20 protein-coding genes are annotated in these 20,809 nt (G+C 34.8%); 16 read left to right on the forward strand and 4 right to left on the reverse strand.

The features are described 5' to 3' along the window. Positions 1–5 precede the first annotated feature (5 nt). The 8 genes from CEY12_RS02380 to CEY12_RS02415 all read left to right on the forward strand — a co-directional run bounded on the left by CEY12_RS02380 (position 6) and on the right by CEY12_RS02415 (position 8,627). Entirely contained in the window at positions 6–575 is a 570-nt protein-coding gene (locus CEY12_RS02380; protein ID WP_089026168.1) for a murein L,D-transpeptidase catalytic domain-containing protein, read from the forward strand. Positions 576–612: 37 nt separating this feature from the next. After that, positions 613–1,290: a RadC family protein gene (gene radC / locus CEY12_RS02385; protein ID WP_089026169.1), complete on the forward strand. Its 678-nt coding sequence runs from the start codon at positions 613–615 to the stop codon at positions 1,288–1,290. Beyond that, entirely contained in the window at positions 1,287–2,207 is a 921-nt protein-coding gene (locus CEY12_RS02390; protein ID WP_089026170.1) for a hypothetical protein, read from the forward strand. The genes radC and CEY12_RS02390 overlap by 4 nt, the downstream gene beginning before the upstream one ends. Before the next feature lie 165 nt (positions 2,208–2,372). Next, the gene (locus tag CEY12_RS02395; protein ID WP_228409773.1) at positions 2,373–3,221 is read left to right on the forward strand and encodes a phytanoyl-CoA dioxygenase family protein; all 849 of its coding nucleotides are present in this window, start codon (positions 2,373–2,375) and stop codon (positions 3,219–3,221) included. Between the two features lie 95 nt (positions 3,222–3,316). After that, positions 3,317–4,492, forward strand: coding sequence for a hypothetical protein (locus CEY12_RS02400; RefSeq protein ID WP_089026172.1), 1,176 nt, complete (start codon positions 3,317–3,319; stop codon positions 4,490–4,492). 23 nt (positions 4,493–4,515) lie between these two features. Continuing rightward, positions 4,516–5,028, forward strand: a complete 513-nt coding sequence (locus tag CEY12_RS02405; protein WP_089026173.1) for a hypothetical protein — start codon at positions 4,516–4,518, stop codon at positions 5,026–5,028. A gap of 22 nt (positions 5,029–5,050) precedes the next feature. Then, positions 5,051–5,662, forward strand: coding sequence for an inorganic pyrophosphatase (locus CEY12_RS02410; protein ID WP_089026174.1), 612 nt, complete (start codon positions 5,051–5,053; stop codon positions 5,660–5,662). Positions 5,663–5,897: 235 nt separating this feature from the next. Then, the gene (locus CEY12_RS02415; protein WP_089026175.1) at positions 5,898–8,627 is read left to right on the forward strand and encodes a sodium-translocating pyrophosphatase; all 2,730 of its coding nucleotides are present in this window, start codon (positions 5,898–5,900) and stop codon (positions 8,625–8,627) included. 66 nt (positions 8,628–8,693) lie between these two features. Here CEY12_RS02415 and CEY12_RS02420 read toward each other — a convergent pair whose 3' ends face one another. Beyond that, the gene (locus tag CEY12_RS02420; protein ID WP_089026176.1) at positions 8,694–9,833 is read right to left on the reverse strand and encodes an aminotransferase class I/II-fold pyridoxal phosphate-dependent enzyme; all 1,140 of its coding nucleotides are present in this window, start codon (positions 9,831–9,833) and stop codon (positions 8,694–8,696) included. A gap of 88 nt (positions 9,834–9,921) precedes the next feature. Between CEY12_RS02420 and CEY12_RS02425 the strand changes: the two genes are divergently transcribed. The 4 genes from CEY12_RS02425 (at position 9,922) to CEY12_RS02440 (ending at position 12,392) form a co-directional block, all read left to right on the forward strand. After that, positions 9,922–10,977 (forward strand): M28 family metallopeptidase, encoded by a 1,056-nt coding sequence (locus CEY12_RS02425; protein ID WP_089026177.1) that lies wholly within the window; start codon positions 9,922–9,924, stop codon positions 10,975–10,977. A 204-nt stretch (positions 10,978–11,181) separates the two neighbouring features. After that, the gene (locus CEY12_RS02430; protein WP_228409774.1) at positions 11,182–11,517 is read left to right on the forward strand and encodes a GNAT family N-acetyltransferase; all 336 of its coding nucleotides are present in this window, start codon (positions 11,182–11,184) and stop codon (positions 11,515–11,517) included. Beyond that, positions 11,514–11,882, forward strand: coding sequence for a VOC family protein (locus CEY12_RS02435; protein ID WP_089026178.1), 369 nt, complete (start codon positions 11,514–11,516; stop codon positions 11,880–11,882). Before CEY12_RS02430 ends, CEY12_RS02435 begins: the two co-directional genes overlap by 4 nt. A 60-nt stretch (positions 11,883–11,942) precedes the next feature. Beyond that, the gene (locus tag CEY12_RS02440) at positions 11,943–12,392 is read left to right on the forward strand and encodes an endonuclease V (RefSeq protein WP_410493965.1); all 450 of its coding nucleotides are present in this window, start codon (positions 11,943–11,945) and stop codon (positions 12,390–12,392) included. A gap of 136 nt (positions 12,393–12,528) precedes the next feature. Here CEY12_RS02440 and CEY12_RS02445 read toward each other — a convergent pair whose 3' ends face one another. Genes CEY12_RS02445 through CEY12_RS02455 form a run of 3 tightly spaced genes read right to left on the reverse strand, consistent with a single transcriptional unit; the run spans position 12,529 to position 16,496 of the window. Continuing rightward, on the reverse strand, positions 12,529–14,118 hold the full coding sequence (locus CEY12_RS02445) for an MFS transporter (RefSeq protein WP_089026179.1): 1,590 nt from the start codon (positions 14,116–14,118) through the stop codon (positions 12,529–12,531). A 5-nt stretch (positions 14,119–14,123) separates the two neighbouring features. Further along, positions 14,124–15,167 (reverse strand): HlyD family secretion protein, encoded by a 1,044-nt coding sequence (locus CEY12_RS02450; RefSeq protein ID WP_089026180.1) that lies wholly within the window; start codon positions 15,165–15,167, stop codon positions 14,124–14,126. Positions 15,168–15,176: 9 nt separating this feature from the next. Then, positions 15,177–16,496 (reverse strand): TolC family protein, encoded by a 1,320-nt coding sequence (locus tag CEY12_RS02455; protein ID WP_089026181.1) that lies wholly within the window; start codon positions 16,494–16,496, stop codon positions 15,177–15,179. 167 nt (positions 16,497–16,663) lie between these two features. On the opposite strand from CEY12_RS02455, the gene CEY12_RS02460 reads away from it, so the two are divergent. The 4 genes from CEY12_RS02460 to ilvD all read left to right on the forward strand — a co-directional run bounded on the left by CEY12_RS02460 (position 16,664) and on the right by ilvD (position 20,799). Further along, entirely contained in the window at positions 16,664–17,452 is a 789-nt protein-coding gene (locus CEY12_RS02460) for an AraC family transcriptional regulator (RefSeq protein ID WP_089026182.1), read from the forward strand. A gap of 329 nt (positions 17,453–17,781) precedes the next feature. Continuing rightward, positions 17,782–17,925 (forward strand): hypothetical protein, encoded by a 144-nt coding sequence (locus CEY12_RS22185; protein ID WP_157676741.1) that lies wholly within the window; start codon positions 17,782–17,784, stop codon positions 17,923–17,925. 299 nt (positions 17,926–18,224) lie between these two features. Next, complete coding sequence (locus CEY12_RS02465) at positions 18,225–19,124, forward strand: aminotransferase class IV (RefSeq protein WP_089026183.1); 900 nt, start codon at positions 18,225–18,227, stop codon at positions 19,122–19,124. Further along, on the forward strand, positions 19,117–20,799 hold the full coding sequence (ilvD, locus tag CEY12_RS02470; RefSeq protein WP_089026184.1) for a dihydroxy-acid dehydratase: 1,683 nt from the start codon (positions 19,117–19,119) through the stop codon (positions 20,797–20,799). The genes CEY12_RS02465 and ilvD overlap by 8 nt, the downstream gene beginning before the upstream one ends. Positions 20,800–20,809: the final 10 nt, after the last annotated feature.

The following is a 20,809-nucleotide window of genomic DNA, read 5'->3' on the forward strand; positions in this document are numbered from 1 at the left end:
TAATCATGCATAAAAGTATAGTTTTTCTCCTATTGCTTTTTTTATCTTGTGGCTTTCGTTCACAGACTGCTCTTAGTTTGCCTGAATTTAGAATTAATGAGCTGAAAACTTTTTTAAAAGGGAAGAATTATAATCAGGATCTTGCTGTTTTCATTAATTTTAAAGTCCATTCTGGACAATACCGTTATTTTATTTATGACCTTAAAAAGGATAAAATAATTTTACGGGCAATCGTTTCTCATGGTTCGGGTTCAGTGAATAAAAATTCTGACGCTCTTACTTTTAGTAATAGTGAAGGATCTCATCAATCTTCTTTAGGTAAATATGAGATCAAGGAAAGCTATGTAGGAAAGTTTGGAAAAGCATACCGATTAAATGGTCTTGATATTACCAATAATAATGCAATGAACAGAGCTATCGTTCTTCATTCTTATGGGTGTGTTCCAGATAAAGAATCACAAACTCCAGCATGCTTAAGCTTAGGTTGTCCAATGCTTTCATTCAATGCTCTGCAACAAACGGCTCGCTATATTGATTCATCAAAACAGGCTGTTATTTTGTATGCCTTCTATTAAAATTTCGTATTTTGTACTTTTAATTTAAACTTTAATTATGTCCATCAAATTTCTTGCAGAAGATGACAGACCCAGAGAGAAATTTTTACAGAAAGGTAAGGATTCGCTCTCGGATTCTGAACTTTTAGCAATTGTAATGGGAAGCGGAAGTAGAGATGAGACAGCCCTTGAACTGGCGAGAAAGATTTTATCATCCGTAAATAATAACTGGCATGAGTTAAGTTTATTATCCATTAAAGAACTGATGAAATTTAAGGGAATAGGGGAGGTAAAAGCCCTTTCTATTGCTACATCTTTAGAAATAGGGCGAAGACGGAGTCGACAGGAAATTTCTGATAAACCGGTGATATCAAACAGTAATGATGCTTATGTAATTTTTAAAAATCATTTATCTGATTTAAGGACCGAGGAGTTTTGGGCGGTATTTCTTAATCAAAGTAATAAAGTTGTGCAGATTTCCCAGCTAACTCAGGGAGGCATAAGCCAGTCTATAGTTGATGTCAGAGTTTTATTTAAAATAGCACTGGATAATTTTTCTACGGGAATTATTATAGCCCATAATCATCCTTCCGGAAGTTTAAAACCTAGTCATGAAGACTTGAAAATTACTCAAAAAGTAAAAGAAGGCGGTTTGTTCTTAAATATTCAGCTTCTCGACCATTTGATCATCACCCAAAATACTTATTTTAGCTTCTCAGACGAAGGATTAATATGATTAAGAGAGTACGCTATAACGAAATCGATTTTAATAAATATACGCAGTGTTTGGATCATTCCGAACAGAGGAAATATTCAGCTTCCAAAACTTTTTTAGACGTCACTTCTAAAAAACAATGGGAAATATTGATCTATAATGATTATGAGGCAGTAATGCCGATTCCTTATGTGAAAAAATATGGGATAAAGATTGTACATAATCCTATGCTATGTCAACAGTTAGGTATATTTTCAAAAAAAGATGATGCATCTGTTAATCAAGCTTTTTTAGAATTTTTGACTAAACATTATCTGATACGGGTTTATAATTTCAATGACTGCAATCAGTTTCATTCTAAGCTTGGATTGAAAAAAAACTTCCTTATTCTGCCTGATTCTTATGAGAAGGTATATGCAAGATATTCTCCTAAAAGAAAAAGAAAATTGAGACTGGATCTTGATACCCAGAATGTTTCTGAAATTAAAATACTAAGCTTTAATGAAGCTAAAAGCTTTATAGAGGCTAATATGTTGGGGCTTAATAAAGAAGAAGATTTAGGAGGGTTTTTAAGGATCTTTGAATCATTTTATAAACTTGGCCATGTACAGTTTTCTGCTTTTTATTATCGTGATCGTATTATTAATATGATAGCTGTTTATGAAGATGCAAGTACCATGGTATTATTGGGAACATTTAATGACAAAGAGCATGTGAGAATTTCAGGTGCATCAGTTCTCATCGATAAAGCGATTAAGGACCATATAGAGACTAAATTATTTGATTTTGAAGGTGGAGAGCTTCCTAATATAGAAGAGTTTTTTAGAGGATTTCGCCCGGAATTCAGACCTTATGGCATTTTAGAGAGTTCTGTAAAAACACTTGCTAAAAATTTAATACAATTATTAATCAAAGGAAGGTTATCTGCACTAAAGTAAGGAGAAGATCAGGTATTATTTAGACTGGTTCTAGATATTATTTGTACCTTTATAAGGTTATTTTAACAACATATCTCACCTATGTTTAAACAGATTCGAAATTACAAGTTACCCTACGTTATCTATAATTTTTTCAATAAGAATAAATTAAAACATAATATTCCGTTGTACAAGAAATACGGTGTCAATAAAAGCTATTTTTCAAGTATTTCAAGTAAAGATTTTTCTCACCTTCCACCAACCAAGAGAGAGGTTTATGATGAAAAATTAAAGAATACTGAGTTCTTTAAAAATTTATCAGAAGAAAATAAGAAAAGTGTATCTGATTACAATGATAATGGATATCTTATTCTAAGGAATTACCTTTCTTCTGAAACAGTAGATCAGATCAACAATGAAATCGATAAATTAATGAACGATGGTACCCTCAAATTCCGGTATGGGGGAAAGCTAATGTTTGCTATTCATCATTCGGAGATTATCCGGCAGATAGGGAATAATAAGAATTTTCTGGACTTTCTCTCAGTATTGCTTGATGGGCAGCCTAAACTCTTTCAAAGCATTAATTTTATTAACGGAAGCCAGCAAAAAACGCATTCAGATAGTATTCATATGACAACATATCCTTTAGGGGGACTCTTAGGTGTATGGATTGCTTTAGAAGATGTAGATGAAAATAATGGAGCCCTTCACTATATTCCAGGAAGTCATCAACTCCCTTACTTTTTAAATTCAGATTATGATAATGAAGGAAATGCCTTCAAGATCGGAAAACAGAGCTATAAAGCTTATGAAGAATTTTTGGAAAAGAAGGTGCAGGAGCTGGGTTTAAAGAAAGAAATCTTTAGAGCAAAAAAGGGAGATCTTTTGGTATGGCATGCAAATATTTTACATGGCGGTGAACCTCATTTAGATAAGAACAGAACCCGTAAAAGTCTTGTCTATCATTATTTTGACGAAAATAGTGTTTGCTATCATGAAGTAACCCAAAGACCTGCCTTATTCGAATTATAATTTCAGAATAATTAAAAGTTATTTATTGCAAAACCTTCTATAGAAGACATTATCACAAGAATAGTTTTTTTACATTTGCCTTTTTATAAGTGTATATGAAAAGACAGGAAAAGATTATAGCTTTTATTTTTTCAATTTATGTAGGCTTTATGTCTTACTTTCTGTATACCCATCAATATTATAATGTTGATATGGAGGCTTATATGGGACTGATTTATAAAACAGAGTTTCCCAATATGAAGATTGAAGAGATTCATCAAAAAGTGTATAGAGAGCTCAGAGCTAAAAATCCTGATTTTTCCGGAGAGGCTCCTGTAAATCCTAATATTGAAGAAGTCGCAAAAGGAGAAAGTACCTATTATAAAACTCTGGCAGAACATCCCAAAGCTTATGAAGAGGAACTGCAATTATTCGTAGTAAAACCTTTTTATAATTTTATCAACTGGAGCTTTTTTAAGCTTGGCTTTAAGGCTTCTACTTCCACATTTCTGATTTCAATTATTTCATATGCAGCGATTCTCATGCTGGTTTTATGTTTTCTCATGAGAATTTTAAAAAATAATACACTTGCTGTTATAATTACACTTTTGTTTTCATTATTCAAGCCGCTTTTAGAAGCAAGCAGGCACGCATCTGCAGATTCTTTATCGTGTTTGTTGCTCCTTTTAAGTTTTTATGCATTTACAATTAGGAAAAGTTTTTTCTTAGCTACGATTTTTGCAATGCTATGTGTTTTGGCGAGACCTGAGTATTTTATTTTTTATTCTTTGTTATATGCTCTTATCTTTTTATACAAGACTCAGCTTCATATTAAGACACCTTTATTAATTTTATCTTATGGATACATATTTTTGTCCTTCTTTTTAGTCCAGTATTTTAATCAGGTTGCATGGTCTACACTGTTTATGAACCAATTTACACAAGTTCAGATTTATCCTGTATCACGACCTGATGCATTTGATTTTTCTGCTTATTTGCACTATATTAAAAGTAAAGTTTTGTTTGAATTCAATACTTCCTATTTTCCAATTTTATTACTGTTTTTAGTGATTTTGTTAGCCAATAACCTCTCTTTAAGCAATAAAAAGAACCAGGCACAGTATTTATTTTTTACAATAATTTATGGTTCTGTCTTTTTAAGATTTTTGGTTTTTCCGTCATTGGTGAATAGAATGATGATTGGTTTTTACCTGTTAATCATCCTTGCTATGATTTATATCCAGAACTCTAAAGTGGATATCTTTAAAAACTCTTTAGAACACGGAAAATAATTAGTAATTTTGCACATCGAATTATGACAAGTTTTTCAGAATATCTGCCGTATGCTTTTGCCCTTATTATAGCAATTCCGTTTTTGGTTTTGTTGAGACAATTTGTACACACTTATATTACCCTTAAAAATCAGGAAATAAAACTTCTGTCTGTAAAATCAAACTCTGAGAACAAGACCCATTCTTACGAAAGAATGACCCTTTTTCTTGAAAGAATAAAACCATCTAATGTTATCCAGAGGTTTGATAAAAACTTAGCAGTTCATGAATTTATATTCCTTACTGAAAAGACGATCAACGAAGAATTTGATTACAATTCATCTCAACAGCTATATTTAACAAAAAATTCATGGAAAAATATTGTTGATTGTAAAAATGCTATTATAGATTTGCTTCACAAAACTTATGAAGGTTTGAATAATAACCCGGATCTTAATGAGTTTAAGACTGTTTTTATCATGAATTATATCAATGATGAAGATTATATTGCAACTACGATAGAGGACTTAAGAAGAGAAATTTTAATAATATCATAACAAAAAAATTAAAGTATAAATAATGATTCCAAATTTTAAAGCACATCCGTGGCATGGAATTTCTGCAGGAGAAGATGCGCCAAATGTTGTAAATGTATTTGTGGAAATCGTTCCTTCAGATACTATTAAGTATGAAGTTGATAAGGAAACAGGATATTTAAAAGTAGACCGTCCTCAGAAATTTTCAAATATTATACCTGCTTTATATGGTTTTGTTCCAAGAACATATTGCCATAATGAAGTAATGAAATTAGCGATCGAAAGTGGTGCTGATGATGTAACTATGGGAGATCATGACCCGCTAGATATTTGTGTTTTAAGTTCACACAATATTCATTCAGGAGGAATGCTTATGGAAGCTATTCCAATTGGTGGTTTCAAAATGATTGACGGTGGTGAAGCTGATGATAAAATTGTGGCAGTAATGGTGGGTGACCATGCATTCGGACATTTCAGAGATATCGCTGAATTACCTGAGGCTGAAGTAAGAAGATTAATGCACTATTTCCTAACTTATAAAAACTTACCTGATGAGCCTGCAAAATGCAGAATTCAGGAAGTATATGGAGTAGAGCATGCCAGAAAAGTAATTAAAGCATCTCAAAAGGATTATGCAGAAAAATTCGGAGGATAAATAAGACCTTCTTTCGATAAATAAATAAAAGCAACTGAAATTTTCAGTTGCTTTTTTCTTTAGGTAGACTAAATTAAAAAAATCTGTAAAATATTCAAGTCAATTATAATTCATTCATAAGTGATGATTTTATTTGTAATAATATATTTAATTAGTATTGGTTTTCTAAATCATTTAGAATTTTTGTTATATTTATAAAACTAATTACAATTTTTTAATACAAAAATAATAAACTATGAATTTGTTCTATTTGGTTCCGGTTTTTGGTGTTATCGCTTTACTCTATACTTTTATCCAAAGTAATTGGGTGCGAAAACAGAATGCCGGAAATGAAAAAATGAAAATAATCAGCGGGCATATCGCTGACGGTGCTATGGCTTTTTTAAAAGCAGAGTACAAGATTCTTACTTACTTCGTAGTCGTTGTAGCGATCTTACTGGCCGTGATGGGAATGAGCAATTCTAATTCTCATTGGAGTATTGGGATAGCCTTTGCTGTTGGAGCTGTTTTTTCAGCTTCAGCTGGTTTTATAGGAATGAAAATCGCTACCAAAGCCAACGTGCGAACAGCAGAAGCTGCAAAAACTTCACTCTCGAAGGCTTTAAAAGTTTCATTTACAGGTGGTTCTGTGATGGGGATGGGAGTTGCCGGATTAGCTGTTTTAGGTTTGGGAGCTCTTTTCATCATTATAAAACAGATTTTTGCTCCTGATGCAACAGTAGATTCTCATGAAATGGAAAAAACGATTGAAATTCTTACCGGATTTTCTTTGGGAGCAGAATCTATAGCATTATTTGCAAGAGTGGGTGGAGGTATCTATACCAAAGCAGCTGATGTAGGTGCTGACCTGGTAGGAAAAGTAGAAGCCGGAATTCCTGAAGATGATCCAAGAAACCCGGCTACAATTGCTGATAACGTTGGAGATAATGTCGGTGATGTTGCGGGAATGGGAGCTGATTTATTCGGGTCTTATGTGGCAACAGTTTTAGCGACAATGGTATTGGGTAGGGAAACGGTTTCAGTTGATTCTTTTGGGGGTTTTGCACCTATTCTTCTTCCGATGCTTATTGCCGGAACAGGAATTATTTTTTCTATGATAGGAACTTTATTCGTTAGAATTAATGATAATGAAGGAGCATCGACTTCGAGTGTACAGAATGCTTTAAACCTTGGAAACTGGGGAAGTATTGTGATCACTGCGATTGCTTCTTATTTTCTGGTAACCTACGTTTTACCTGAAACCATGGTGTTAAGAGGGCACGAATTTACTAAAATGGGTGTTTTTGGAGCTATAATGGTTGGATTGGTTGTAGGAACCTTAATGAGTATTATAACCGAATTTTACACTGCAATAGGAAAGAGACCGGTTTCCAGTATTGTAAGACAATCTTCTACCGGTCATGCAACAAATATTATTGGTGGCCTTGCAGTAGGAATGGAGTCTACCTTACTCCCAATTATTGTTTTGGCAGGAGGGATTTATGGATCTTACTTATGTGCAGGTCTTTACGGCGTTGCAATTGCAGCAGCAGGAATGATGGCCACAACAGCTATGCAGCTGGCGATTGATGCTTTCGGTCCGATTGCTGATAATGCAGGGGGTATTGCAGAGATGAGTGAGCTTCCAAAAGAAGTTCGTGAGAAAACAGATATTCTTGATGCAGTAGGAAACACAACTGCAGCGACTGGAAAAGGCTTTGCTATCGCTTCGGCAGCGTTAACGGCTTTGGCATTATTTGCTGCATTTGTCGGAATTGCAGGAATTGACGGTATTGATATTTACAGGGCCGACGTTTTAGCAGGTTTGTTTATCGGAGGTATGATCCCGTTTATATTTTCATCATTGGCCATTACTGCAGTTGGACAGGCTGCGATGGCGATGGTAGAAGAGGTGAGAAGGCAGTTTCGTGAGATCCCGGGGATTTTGGAGGGTACTGCAGAACCTGAATATGAAAAATGTGTTGCCATATCGACAGATGCATCTATCAGAAAAATGATGTTACCAGGGGCAATAGCTATTATATCTCCATTGTTAATCGGGTTTATTTTTGGACCTGAAGTACTGGGAGGATTTTTAGCCGGAGCTACTGTATGTGGTGTTTTAATGGGAATGTTCCAGAATAATGCCGGTGGTGCATGGGATAATGCTAAAAAGTCCTTTGAAAAAGGAGTTGATATCAACGGGCAAATATATTATAAAGGGTCAGAACCACATAAAGCATCTGTAACTGGTGATACGGTTGGAGATCCATTTAAAGATACTTCAGGACCATCTATGAATATTTTAATTAAATTAATGTCTATCGTATCGTTGGTAATTGCGCCAACACTCGCAACGTTGCATAAAGATAAAATTGAAGCCGAAAGAAAAGCTACGATTGAAAATCTTTTGAGTAAAGAAGGAGTGCATTCTGAGTTAGGAACTGTTGGAGCAACAGCTGTAACACCAAAAGAGATTAAAGGGCATTTAAATGAAAATGGAGATTTTGTGTATGAAACCGGAAATATTCAGGAAATAAAGTTGAGTAATGGGAATACCATTAATATTGGAGAAAACAGCCGTTTATTGGAGATGTACAATAATATCAAAAATAAAAACCAGTCTGTTTTGGATCCTAGTAATTGGTATACTATTGAAAACCTTTATTTTGAGAGTGGATCAAGTGATCTAAAGGCAGGTTCTGAAGCGCAGTTGAATATTCTGGCAGAATTGTTAAACGCCTTTCCTGATCTTAAAATAAAACTGGGAGGTTATACTGATAATACCGGAAATCCAGACAGTAATAAAAAATTATCCAATTTAAGAGCTCAAACCGCTAAATTGAAACTCTTAGAGATGGGTATTTCTGGAGATAGAATAGAAGCTGAAGGCTATGGTTCCCAATTTCCAATTTGTGAAGAAAATGACACAGATGAATGTAAAGCAAAGAATAGAAGAATTGATGTGAGGGTTCTTTCCTTATAATTCAAGAATATATTAAAAAAAAAAGCACCACAATCTGTGGTGCTTTTTTTATGAAGTCTGGAAATGCTATAAATTTTTTCTCAAATGTTCCATGGCCTGAATGATTACATCATCATTTTTAACAAAGCTAAACCGTATATAATCCGAGTTTTGTTTCGAATTATAAAATGCTGATAGTGGAAGGCAGGCTACTTTTTTTTCGATCGTCAGCCATTTTGAAAATTCGACATCAGTCATGGTTGTTGATATATTTCTGAAGTTAACGATCTGAAATACACTGCCTTCGGATTGATGTTCAACTTCTAAAGGAGTGTTTTTAATTAATTCATTAAAAAGATCTCTTTTCCTTTGTATGACCATTTTGTTTTCAGAGGGGTCAAATACTTCTAAAAATTTAGCTATAGCGTACTGAGCAGGAGCATTAGCGCTGTATGAGATATATTGCTGATGGCATCTGAATCTGGAGGTTAATTGATTCGGAGTTAATAAATAGCTAACCTTCCAACCTGTGGTGTGAAACATTTTACCAAAAGAAAAAATACAGAATGTTTTGTTCTTCAACTCGGGATGAATAAATGAACTGTAATGTTCTTTATCATCATAGCAGTAAGTATCATAGATTTCTTCCGAAATTAAATAGATTTCCTGATGTTTGATCAAATCGTATAATTTATTCCAATCATTCTGTGACCATATTTTACCTGTTGGATTTTGAGGCGAATTAACGATAATTGCCTTAGTCTTTTCTGAAATACATTGTTGAAGTTCTGCCCAATTGATATTAAAATCCTTATCCAGGTTATAATAGACAGGAATACCTCCATTAAGGACTACAGATGGACCATAGGTATAATACGAAGGTTGAATAATAATAACTTCATCTCCCTGATTTAAAATGCTTTTAAGAGAGGTATGTAAAGCAAAGGTTGCGCATGGGACAATCGTGATTTCATCTTTTGTCAGGTGAATTGGATTTTTTCGTTTTACATTATAATTGATTATAGATTCTATAAGGAGTGGGCTTCCGGCAAGCGGTTCATATTGATGATGACTGAGGTCAGCAGACTCTTTAAGGTAGTATTTTAAACGTTGGTCGATATCGAAATCAGGCAATCCCAATGATAAATCAAAGCTGTTATGTTTAGACGCGAGCTCCGACATATCTGTAAAAAAAGAATAATGATTAAATCCGTATATATTTTCCATCTCATGTGCTTATAGATCAAATATAGGGAAAATTCGAATCTGAAATAAATTAAATAAATTTTGCTACTTTTAGGAAAATTATATTATTATGAGAAAAATACTCATTCCACTATTTGCCCTCGCGGTGTTTGTTAGCTGTGAGGCTACCAAAGCCGTTACTGACGCACAGAATAAAGGAGTGTCAGCTTCAAAAGCATTAACTAAATCTGAGAAAGCCTTTCAGTCTGCTTATAAGGAGATTAGCCTTGATGATTTAAAGAAAAACTTATATGTTATTGCTTCAGATGAAATGGAAGGCAGAGATACTGGAAGTCCCGGACAGAAAAAAGCCGGTGAGTATATGGTTAAGTTTTATAAGGATTTAGGGATTCCCTATCCGAAAGCTTTAGGTTCTTATTATCAGAAAGTTCCGGCTTCTTATATGCAGCAAAGAGGAGGAAGGAATCTCCCTGATTCAGAAAATATTTTGGCATTTATTGAAGGTTCTGAAAAGCCCGATGAAATTGTTGTGGTTTCAGGGCATTACGATCATGTAGGAACCCGAAATGGGGTTGTATACAATGGTGCTGATGACGATGGCAGTGGAACGGTAGCAGTTATGGAGATTGCCAAAGCTTTTCAAAGCGCTAAAAAAGCGGGTAATGGACCAAAAAGATCTGTTTTATTTTTACATGTAACAGGTGAGGAGCATGGATTATTTGGTTCCGAATATTATACGGATAACCCGGTATTTCCTTTAGCTAATACAGTAGTAGATCTTAATATTGATATGATTGGTAGGGATGATCCTGAAAACAGAGGGAAAAGCTACGTTTACGTGATTGGTTCGGAAATGTTAAGTTCACAATTGAAGGTGATTAATGAAGCAGCCAATAAAAAAACAAATAATTTAGAATTGAACTATAAATATGATGATCCAAACGATCCGGATAGATTGTATTACAGATCTGACCATTATAATTTTGCAAAAAATAATATTCCGGTGGCATTTTTCTTTGATGGGATTCATGAAGATTATCATAAACCAACGGATGATGTAGAGAAAATTGATTTCAGTTTGCTGCAAAAAAGAGCACAGTTGGTATTTACAACTGCCTGGGAAATTGCTAACAGACCGGATAGGATTATAGTAGATAATAAGTAATAGATAACAAAAAAATACTAGGTATTTTACTTTATATAAATTGTGTAAGTGTTTAGTATATAGTTTTTTATTTATTTTTTTGTTAAAGTGTCGGATTATGATAATTAGGGAGGCGGAATCAAAAGATATTTTTCAGGTTCAGATCGTAAGAAATGCAGTAAAAGAAAACAGGTTGTCAAATCCTGATCTTGTAACAGATAAAGATTGCGAAGAATTTTATTTGAAAGAGGAAAAGGTTGGGTATGTGAAGTCGACAATCAGGTTATTGGTTTTTCAATTGTTGATTTGAAAGAAAATAATATCTGGGCACTATTTGTACACCCTGATTTTGAAAGCCATGGAATAGGACAAAAGCTTCATCGTGTTATGCTGAATTGGTATTTCGGGCAAACCAAACAAAATGTCTGGCTGGGAACCGCTTTTGATACAAGAGCCGAAAGATTTTACAGAAAAATGGGATGGGAAGAAATAGGAACCCATGGAAAAAACGAAATTAAATTTGAAATGACTTATAATACCTGGAAAGAAATAGAATCATGAAACAAAAAATGAGATCAATCCGTCCATTTATTGGAGCCCAAAATTTTAATGAAAGCAGATCTTTTTACACAGATCTTGGATTTGAAGAGATTCTTCTCGAAGAAAAATTATCTTTATTTAGAAAACAAGATATTGTATTTTATCTTCAGGATGCCTATGTGAAAGACTGGATCGATAATACCATGATCTTTATGGAGGTTGAAAACGTTGATCAATATTGGCAGGAACTGTTAAGTCTAAACTTGACAGAAAAATATGACAATATAAAGCTTACACCTATTAGAACCTTAAATTGGGGAAAAGAATGTTTTGTACATGACCCTTCCGGTATTTTGTGGCATTTCGGAGAGTTTTTCACCCGTTAAGTAAAGATGATTTACGCTTTTGATACGTACTATTATGAAAGCTATGCCTAAACCATTTGTCTGGCATTTGAGAACTGGGAGGATGCTGAAGAAATAGCTGTATATAATGAGAGAACAGATATAACCGCCGACTATGAAAGCGGTGCCTTTTACAAAAGGGAGCTTCCGTGTATTTTGAGTTTATTAAAACAAATACCACTTAAGGAAGGAGATGTTATCGTAGTAGATGGCTATGTTACCCTAAATGATGAAGGTAAAATGGGATTGGGAGGATATTTGTATGAAAAACTTAATGAAAAATATCCTGTTGTTGGAATTGCAAAAAATGAGTTTGCATCACCTGACAACCTGCGTAAAAGTATATATAGGGGAGAAAGTAAGACTCCATTATTTTTGACATCCAAAGGAATTGATCCTGATCTTTTAAAAACTAAAATCAAACATATGCATGGGTTGTACAGAATGCCAACATTGCTTAAAAAACTAGATCAATTGACAAGAGTTATTTAATCCCACTGTCGTTGAAAATTCGTCTGGGAATGTTTATTGGAACTTTTTGGTTTGTGATCTGGTTATCAATAAAATAGGAAACAGGGTGATTCATTCTGCTTCCTATTTTTATTAAGATAGTATGTACATAAGATTGCTAATAAGGGACACTGCCTTTTCGAAGTTTGAGAACAATATTTTGAATTCCTGGTAAGCAGATTAAAATAAGAATTACAATCAAGATACCTGCCAGCATAATATCATAATAATCTTTAGTGGAGCGTATTAATATTTGTTGTTTGACAAAATAATTCAGATACGCATTGGAAGCTCCCTTTGAAACATATAGATCATTACCAGCGGTCAGGTAAACCTGTTGAATATTCTGTAAAGTGAGTGATAACTGAGGATTGGTTTCTGTCAGTGATTCTCTTACTCTGTCGTTTGCTTCAGCTCTGGTATATAATTGCGTATAGTTATTAATAGCCATACTGCTGCTAAATCCTAAAAATCGGGCAAAAATACCAAGAAAAGCCGCATTGAAAGCAACCTTGGGAGGTGCCGAAGAAACCATAAAGGATACAATAGGAACAAATAATACCCCTGTAGAAACACCATAGATAAACATCGGAAGTATAAAGTCTTTAGTTTCACCAGTAGAAGATACAAAATGCAGCATATAGAAATAATAACCAGCCATGATGATAAATCCAGTGATAATAATCCGTATTAAAGAAGTTCCCATTAAAATAAAACGGGAGGTAATGAACATGCTCATGGCCGTTCCCAGGATAACAGCGATCCAAATAGGAATAATATGAAGAGGATCGGTGGTAAGAATAATCTCTAAATAACCGTAGGTGAGCCCTGTTGTTCCTTTAAAAATATAAAAGACAAAAAGTAATAATAAACCGATCACAAAGTTTTTTGCTTTAAAAATCTGTAGATTGATCAAGGGATGTTTCAACTTGTTTTCTCTGATTATAAAAAGAAATAACAGGATAATAAAAAGTATTGTTAACGATACGATAACAGGACTGTCAAACCAATTGAGTTCCTGTCCGTAGATCAAAATATATCCGATCACAGAAGAAAATGTAAGGTAATATAAATATCCAAACCAGTCTACCCTGTAAAGTGGGATCTTTTTTTGAAATCTGGCTCTGGAATTCATGGTTATCAAAATCACAAAGGCCAAAATGATCAACATGATAATCAATCCGAAGAATAACCAGTTAAAATCTGAGATGTCAAGCAGAATACTGCTGTAAATAGCATATACAGGTACAGAAATCTGTATGGCTGCATAGAAGATACTATAGCCTATAACTCTCGCTCTGGTAGAGGCCAGGCGGGAAAATACCATATTGAGGATAATGCTGCAGATAAGGGCGCAGGCAATTCCCTGAACGATTCCACAGATCAGAAAAATACCCCAGTTTTTAGAATAAAAACACACGATCGAGCTTACCGCATTGATCGCTAATCCTGCAATCAGATATTTACGGGGTGCAAAAAATTTAGTAATCCGAAAATCTAAAGCTAAAAATGTTACTGCAGAAGCATACGTAAGTACCATAGCATATTGTACATCAGTGGGCTGGACTCCATAATACCCCGCCATATTTATAGGCCGCCCATATAAAGCAAAGCTGAATAATGAGATCATCAATATCATAAAAATGATGCTTCTGGCCAGCCATTCGGGGATCCAGCTTTTAAAGATGGGGATGTTGTGCGCTTGCATGGGATCTAATTTTTAATATAAACATTAGCATTCATTCCTGCAGATAATCCGGATAGTTTTTCTTTGCTTCCTGAAAGCTTGATCCTTACAGGAATACGTTGTATAACTTTAACAAAATTACCGGTCGAATTATCGGGAGGGAGTAAGGAATATCGGGAACCTGTAGTAGGAGAAAGAGACTCTATAATACCGGAGAAAGTTTCATCGGGAAAGGCATCCACTTCTATATTCACACTTTGCCCGATCCTGAATGATTTGATCTGAGTTTCTTTAAAATTGGCTACCACCCATTTCTCCACAGATTTATTAACCATGAAGGCTAGAGTTTGCCCTGGCTGGATCAACTGGCCTTCCTGAATGTTTTTTTTACCTATCTGACCGTCAAATGGAGCAGTAATTACTGTATAATGTATATCCAGATTTTGCCTTTCAATCGATGCTTGTTTTACTTTTATTTCAGCATGGATCGCTAAACGCTGAACCTTCAGGTCATTAAGTCTCGACTCAGCTACCCGGAGTGATGCGACGGTTTCATCATAATCCGATTTGCTGGTCACCAACGAAGTATGCACATTATCGAATTTCTGTTGGGTGGTCGATTCATCCGCCAGCAGGTTTTTATATCGTTCGTATTCTTTTTGCTGCTGATCCAGCTTAGCTTTAATTCCTGATATATGGGCTTTTATAACATCAATACTTCTGATTTGGGTTTCTTCATTAGCACTTAAAATGGGAAGCTTTGCCTCAGAAGTAGCTAATTCGGCTAAAGCAGTTTCTTTTTTTAGGTCATATTCATCCCGTTCAATCCGTACAAGAGTATCACCCTTATGGACTTCCTGATTATCCTGATAATATATTTTGCTGATGTATCCACCCACTTTGGAACTGATAGGCGATAAATAGGCTTCTATCTGTGCATCATTCGTCTGTTCGTATCCAAATCCTTTACGGAAATAGACGATCCCCCAGATGATAAGGACAACCAATAACAGGATTCCTAATCCTTGTGTTGCTTTTACAATAATGCGATCTGTTTTATTTGTATTCATAATTTTATTTTAAAGAGTTCCGGTGATGATCAATAATTTTATTTGGCTTAATCTTAAATTGGCTTGTGCAGAGGTAAGACTGAATTTCGCTTGTAGCAGAACATTCTCAGCATCTAAAAGATCGGTAAGGAGAGATTGTTGATTGAGATAGCTGTTTCTGATGACTCTTACGCTCTCCGTACTTTGCCTGATGGTTAGTTTTGCCGTTTCTACACTTTCCTTCGCCTGTTCTTTTTCAAGAAATGCATCCCTGACCCTGATTGATATTTCATCCTGTTTCATTTGGATTTTTTCCTGTTCCTGCTTGTTCAGATTATTTGCGTGGGCAATTGTATGTTTGCTCTTGTATAAATTATCTACAGAGTAGGTCACTTTTAAACCAACCTGCCCAAAACCCCAGAGGTCATTGGAATAGGGATAAAATGAAATTTGAGGATAGGTATAGTTGTATCTGGAGTATAAAGAAACTTTCGGTAAACGACTTGATTTCAGCTGTTTAATGTTAAGCTCACTTATTGCCTGATTGGTATTATTGATCTTGAGGTCCGGTGAATGGGTGATTGCTGCTGTCAGATAATCCTCATAATCTGATTCCTGAAGATCATTGGCTTCCAGGCTATCTTGGGAAGAAATATCCAATGGTTCTATGCTTTCCCGTCCCATCATTATATTGAGACGTTGTTTGGTAAGGTCAATTTTCTTTTTGACCTCAGAAGAGCTGAGTTCCAGTTGGGATAGTTTTACTGATATCCTTAACACATCACTTTTCAGAACAATACCATTCCGGTTAAGGTTTTCGATGGTCGAAAGCTGTTTCTTTTCGGTGGAAATTTCTGTTGAAATAAATGATTGAAATTCCTGGAATTTATACAGATCATAAAAGGAAGCAGCAATTGCATATTTTACGTTATCTTTCTGTAATTCAAATTCATATTGCTTCCTTATTTTCTCTTCTTTTTTGATTTCAATATTTCTTTTTTCTTTTCCTCCGCTGTAAATATTAAAATCCATATTATACCCTAATCCGTAACCGTAACCTTTGATTGGAACGCTTTGAGGAGCGGAAAATATGCCGTTGTCATAAAGAAGAAACTTGGTATTGAGGCGAAAATCACCCATCACAGATAATTCCGGTAATAGTTTGTCTTTCGCTTCTAAAATACCTATTTCACTTTCTTCTCTTGCCAGGTCAGCAAGTTTCAATTGTTTATTCTGTAACTCTGATAAAGCCCAGATTTCTTTCAATGTCAATACAGATGGACTGTACTGGTTTTGTCCCTTTGTGCCTGCTGAAATGACCAGGTATAAGAGGAGGATATATCTTTTCATTTTATATGATTACATTTTATAATGCAAAATTATTGACCAATACAATGAGTCTTTTTATAATATTAGCCTTATTTTTGTTTATTCTGGCCAATAGATTTTTCTTTATCACTTTATTGATAAGCCATTATCGTATCTTTTTTTTAAAATTTAATAAGTAATTTATCTCCATGAAAAACATAAAAGAAGTAAGAGAAAAAGTAGACGCCCATCCCGAATCGATATTGGTGATCCGCCAGCAGTGGGAACAAAGGCTTCCTATGCATAAACATCAGAAAGGCCAGCTGTTATTGGTTATTGGAGGGATGGCGAAGCTGAGAACAAAGGAGAAAGATCTTTATATTCCCCGTAACCACTATATCTGGATGCCGAAAATGTATTCACATAATTTGATGTTCAATTCTAAAGACCTTGATATTATTAATATTTATTTTCCGGAAGAAGAGAAGTTTGATCATCTTTTTTATGATGATTTGGGAATATATCCTGTCAGTAATTTACTTTCCGAGCTTTTGAACTTTGGAAAGGACTGGAATGGTGATTTCTTTCCCGATTCATGGGAGTATGAATTTTTGCTGACACTGAAACACCTGCTTCCTAAAGAAAATTTGAAAAAATTTACGATACAGCTGCCTACCACCACTGATGAGCGTCTCAATACAATAATTAAATTCATTAGGAGCAACCTGGAAAATCCTCTTACACTGAAAGAAGTTGCTGTAAAATTTGGATTTAGCGTAAGAAGCTTAACCCGTTTCTTTACGAATAAACTGGGGCTTTCATTTATTCAATACGTGAAAATGGTCAGGATCATTAAAGCAATGGAGTTGCTTAAGGACACGCAATTAAGTATGAGTGAGATTGCTTACGAAATTGGGTATTCCAATATTTCTGCATTTAGCAATACATTTTTACAATTGACCAATATGAGGCCAACAGAGTTTAAATCGATGCTTTAAATAAATGTTAAAATTATCTGGTCTGTAATTTCATTCTGAACCCGATGATCACTGGTTATAGATATGATTAATTAATTTCCTTTTTAATGAGATTTAATTAAAAAAATGACAAATTATTTTTTTAATTAAAAAAAGTTTATACATTTGTCACATCAAAAAATAAAAATGAATAGAACATTCAACAATATTATTACTATCGTTATTGTCATTATCGGATTCCGGTGATGAGCGATGGTATTGTTGAAACTCTATAAAAATAATAGTAAGCCATCCTCATCAGGATGGCTTTTTTTGTGCCTTAATTTTAAAATTAATCTAAAAACAAAAATATGTATCACAACAAAAAAATGACACCCCACGACAATGAGTATTTTTTGAAATCTCACCCGGTTTGTATTGACAATTATCCTCAGTTGAAGAATCACAGAACAGGAAAGACATCTTCATTTATAACCGGATTAATGATTTTATAAATGCAAATTTGAAGACTTTCTATAATTCTGCTGTTGTAGAATTAGTTAATTTAAATATTTGATTACTAGATCTTTGTATTTGTTTTTTGATTATTTGAATATTGTAATTTTAATTAAAATATGAGAGATAAAAAATATACAAGCCTTAGTTTTGAATCAAAATTAGAAAGAACTTCATGTATCGCTTTTGTAATCGGGACAGGTTAAATGTTAAACAGGTTTTGTTAACCCATATTTTACCAGACTGATGAGAATAGCTTTTTTTATGCCTAAACTTTAAAATAATTTAAAAAATAAATATGTATTACAACGAGAAAACGATGCTTTATCATGACGGAAAGTTTCAGGAAGCTTCAACAGCTTCTACCGGACTTTACGGACAATCACTTCATTATGGATATGCGGTCTTTGAAGGAATTAAATCTTATAAGACGAAGAATGGAACGAAAATTTTTAAAGCAAAAGAGCATTATGACCGTTTGAGAAAATCAGCTGAACTGATGATGATTCCCTTCGAATATTCGACAGAAGAGATGATTGATTTGACGTATAAGCTTTTAGAAATGAATAACCTGGGTAATGCATACATCAGACCATTAGTAATCTGCTCACCTAATATGAGCTTGTCAAAAGGAAACAAAAGTTCTTTAGTAATCGAAGCCTGGAGCTGGGACAATGGATACTTATCAGATCACGCCAGAATCATGACCTCATCTTTTGAACGTCCCAATCCTAAAGCATTCAGGATAGAAGCAAAAGCGAGCGGACATTATGTAAATTCTATTTTAGCGGCTCAGGAAGCAAAGGATAAAGGATTTGATGAAGCGATGCTTTTAGATGGAAATGGAAATGTAGCGGAAAGTTCAGGAGCCAATATTTTTTATGAGAAAGATTTAAAACTGTATACTCCGGCAAAAGGAAGTATTCTTCCGGGGATAACGAGAGCTACTATGTTTGAGATATGCGATCAGTTAGGGATATATTATGAAGAAAAATTCTTCAAGCCAGAAGAGATGGAAGGGGCTGATGCTGCATTCTTTTGTGGAACTGCTGCAGAAGTAGTTGCATTAAAATCGTTAAATAATACACCATTCAAACTGAAGTGGGAAGACAGTGTTTCTGCCTTGATCCAAAAGGCTTACAGACATCTGGTTTTCGAAGAGGATTATTCTTATTTAAAACAGGAACTCTATGTGTGAGACCTTAAATAAATATTCACGGGTTCTAACCCAGGATCCTACCCAGCCAGCAACTCAGGCTATGTTTTACGGAATCGGCTTTAAGAAAGAGGATTTCGAAAAAGCTCAGGTGGGAGTGGCAAGTATGGGATACGATGGAAATACCTGTAATATGCATCTCAATGGACTAGCTGAACTGGTAAAAAAAGGAGTGAACAGAGAAAATCTTGTCGGATTGATGTTTCATACCATCGGAATCAGTGATGGGATGACTAATGGTACTGATGGAATGCGATATTCTCTGGTCAGCAGGGATATTATCGCCGACAGTATAGAAACAGTGTGTGCCGGACAATATTATGATGCATTGATTACAGTACCCGGATGTGATAAAAATATGCCAGGATCACTGATCGCAATGGCAAGGCTTAACAGGCCATCCATAATGGTTTACGGGGGAAGTATAGAAGCAGGTCATTATAAGGGGAACGATCTTAATATCGTATCTGCTTTTGAAGCTTTGGGTAATAAAATTGCCGGAAAGCTTTCAGATGAAGACTATGATGGGATTATCAAAAACTCCTGTCCAAGTGCCGGAGCCTGTGGGGGAATGTATACTGCCAATACAATGGCTTCTGCTATTGAAGCATTGGGAATGAGCTTGCCTTATTCATCTTCTTATCCGGCTTTAAGTAAAGAGAAAAAAGAGGAATGTGAGTTTGCCGGGCATTATGTAAGAATATTATTAGAAAAAGATATCAAGCCATCAGATATCATGACTCCTGAAGCTTTTGAAAATGCATTGAGGATCATTATGGTTCTTGGAGGAAGTACCAATGCAGTTCTGCATTTTATTGCAATAGCGAAAAGTATAGGGCATAATCTGACTCTGGATGATTTCCAAAAAATAAGTGATACTACACCTTTATTGGCAGATCTTAAACCCAGTGGAAAATACCTGATGAAAGACCTCCACGAGGTAGGAGGCGTACCGGCGGTCATGAAATACCTTTTGGATCTTGGTCTTCTTCACGGAGATTGTCTTACGGTAACAGGGAAAACTATTGCTGAAAACCTTAGAAATGTGACCTCTATTATAGAGCGGGAGCAGGATATTATCAGAGATATTACCAATCCTATTAAAGAAACCGGTCATATCCGGATCATGTATGGTAATCTCGCTGAGAGAGGCTGTGTTGCTAAAATTACAGGAAAGGAAGGAAATTTCTTTAGAGGAAAAGCTAGAGTTTTTGATGGTGAGAAAGAATTTATAAAAGGAATTGAAGATCAGATCATCCAGGAAGGTGATGTGATCGTGATCAAAAATGAAGGCCCTAAAGGTGCGCCGGGAATGCCTGAAATGCTGAAACCAACTTCTGCTTTGATGGGATCGGGGTTAGGAAAAAATGTAGCCTTAATTACTGATGGCAGATTTTCAGGAGGAACCCATGGTTTTGTAGTAGGACATATCACTCCGGAAGCTTTTGAGGGGGGATTAATTGGTTTGGTGAAAGATAATGATGTGATCGAGCTGGATGCGGTAAAGAATACCATTAACCTCATGATATCGGATGAAGAATTAAAAGAAAGAAAATCCACATTTAAACAACCGGATTATAAAGTAAAAACAGGTGTTTTATATAAGTATGCAAAACTTGTATCGGATGCTTCTCATGGATGTATAACAGATTTTTAAATTGAATACA

The organism is Chryseobacterium sp. T16E-39 (assembly GCF_002216065.1).
Lineage (GTDB): Bacteria > Bacteroidota > Bacteroidia > Flavobacteriales > Weeksellaceae > Chryseobacterium.

Excerpts from the sequence above, each read along its gene's own strand:
- CEY12_RS02380 (WP_089026168.1), top strand. The coding sequence starts at position 6 with ATGCATAAAAGTATAGTTTTTCTCCTATTGCTTTTTTTATCTTGTGGC.
- radC (WP_089026169.1), top strand. The coding sequence starts at position 613 with ATGTCCATCAAATTTCTTGCAGAAGATGACAGACCCAGAGAGAAATTT.
- CEY12_RS02390 (WP_089026170.1), top strand. The coding sequence starts at position 1,287 with ATGATTAAGAGAGTACGCTATAACGAAATCGATTTTAATAAATATACG.
- CEY12_RS02400 (WP_089026172.1), top strand. The coding sequence starts at position 3,317 with ATGAAAAGACAGGAAAAGATTATAGCTTTTATTTTTTCAATTTATGTA.
- CEY12_RS02405 (WP_089026173.1), top strand. The coding sequence starts at position 4,516 with ATGACAAGTTTTTCAGAATATCTGCCGTATGCTTTTGCCCTTATTATA.
- CEY12_RS02410 (WP_089026174.1), top strand. The coding sequence starts at position 5,051 with ATGATTCCAAATTTTAAAGCACATCCGTGGCATGGAATTTCTGCAGGA.
- CEY12_RS02415 (WP_089026175.1), top strand. The coding sequence starts at position 5,898 with ATGAATTTGTTCTATTTGGTTCCGGTTTTTGGTGTTATCGCTTTACTC.
- CEY12_RS02420 (WP_089026176.1), bottom strand. The coding sequence starts at position 9,833 with ATGGAAAATATATACGGATTTAATCATTATTCTTTTTTTACAGATATG.
- CEY12_RS02425 (WP_089026177.1), top strand. The coding sequence starts at position 9,922 with ATGAGAAAAATACTCATTCCACTATTTGCCCTCGCGGTGTTTGTTAGC.
- CEY12_RS02435 (WP_089026178.1), top strand. The coding sequence starts at position 11,514 with ATGAAACAAAAAATGAGATCAATCCGTCCATTTATTGGAGCCCAAAAT.
- CEY12_RS02445 (WP_089026179.1), bottom strand. The coding sequence starts at position 14,118 with ATGCAAGCGCACAACATCCCCATCTTTAAAAGCTGGATCCCCGAATGG.
- CEY12_RS02450 (WP_089026180.1), bottom strand. The coding sequence starts at position 15,167 with ATGAATACAAATAAAACAGATCGCATTATTGTAAAAGCAACACAAGGA.
- CEY12_RS02455 (WP_089026181.1), bottom strand. The coding sequence starts at position 16,496 with ATGAAAAGATATATCCTCCTCTTATACCTGGTCATTTCAGCAGGCACA.
- CEY12_RS02460 (WP_089026182.1), top strand. The coding sequence starts at position 16,664 with ATGAAAAACATAAAAGAAGTAAGAGAAAAAGTAGACGCCCATCCCGAA.
- CEY12_RS22185 (WP_157676741.1), top strand. The coding sequence starts at position 17,782 with ATGTATCACAACAAAAAAATGACACCCCACGACAATGAGTATTTTTTG.
- CEY12_RS02465 (WP_089026183.1), top strand. The coding sequence starts at position 18,225 with ATGTATTACAACGAGAAAACGATGCTTTATCATGACGGAAAGTTTCAG.
- ilvD (WP_089026184.1), top strand. The coding sequence starts at position 19,117 with ATGTGTGAGACCTTAAATAAATATTCACGGGTTCTAACCCAGGATCCT.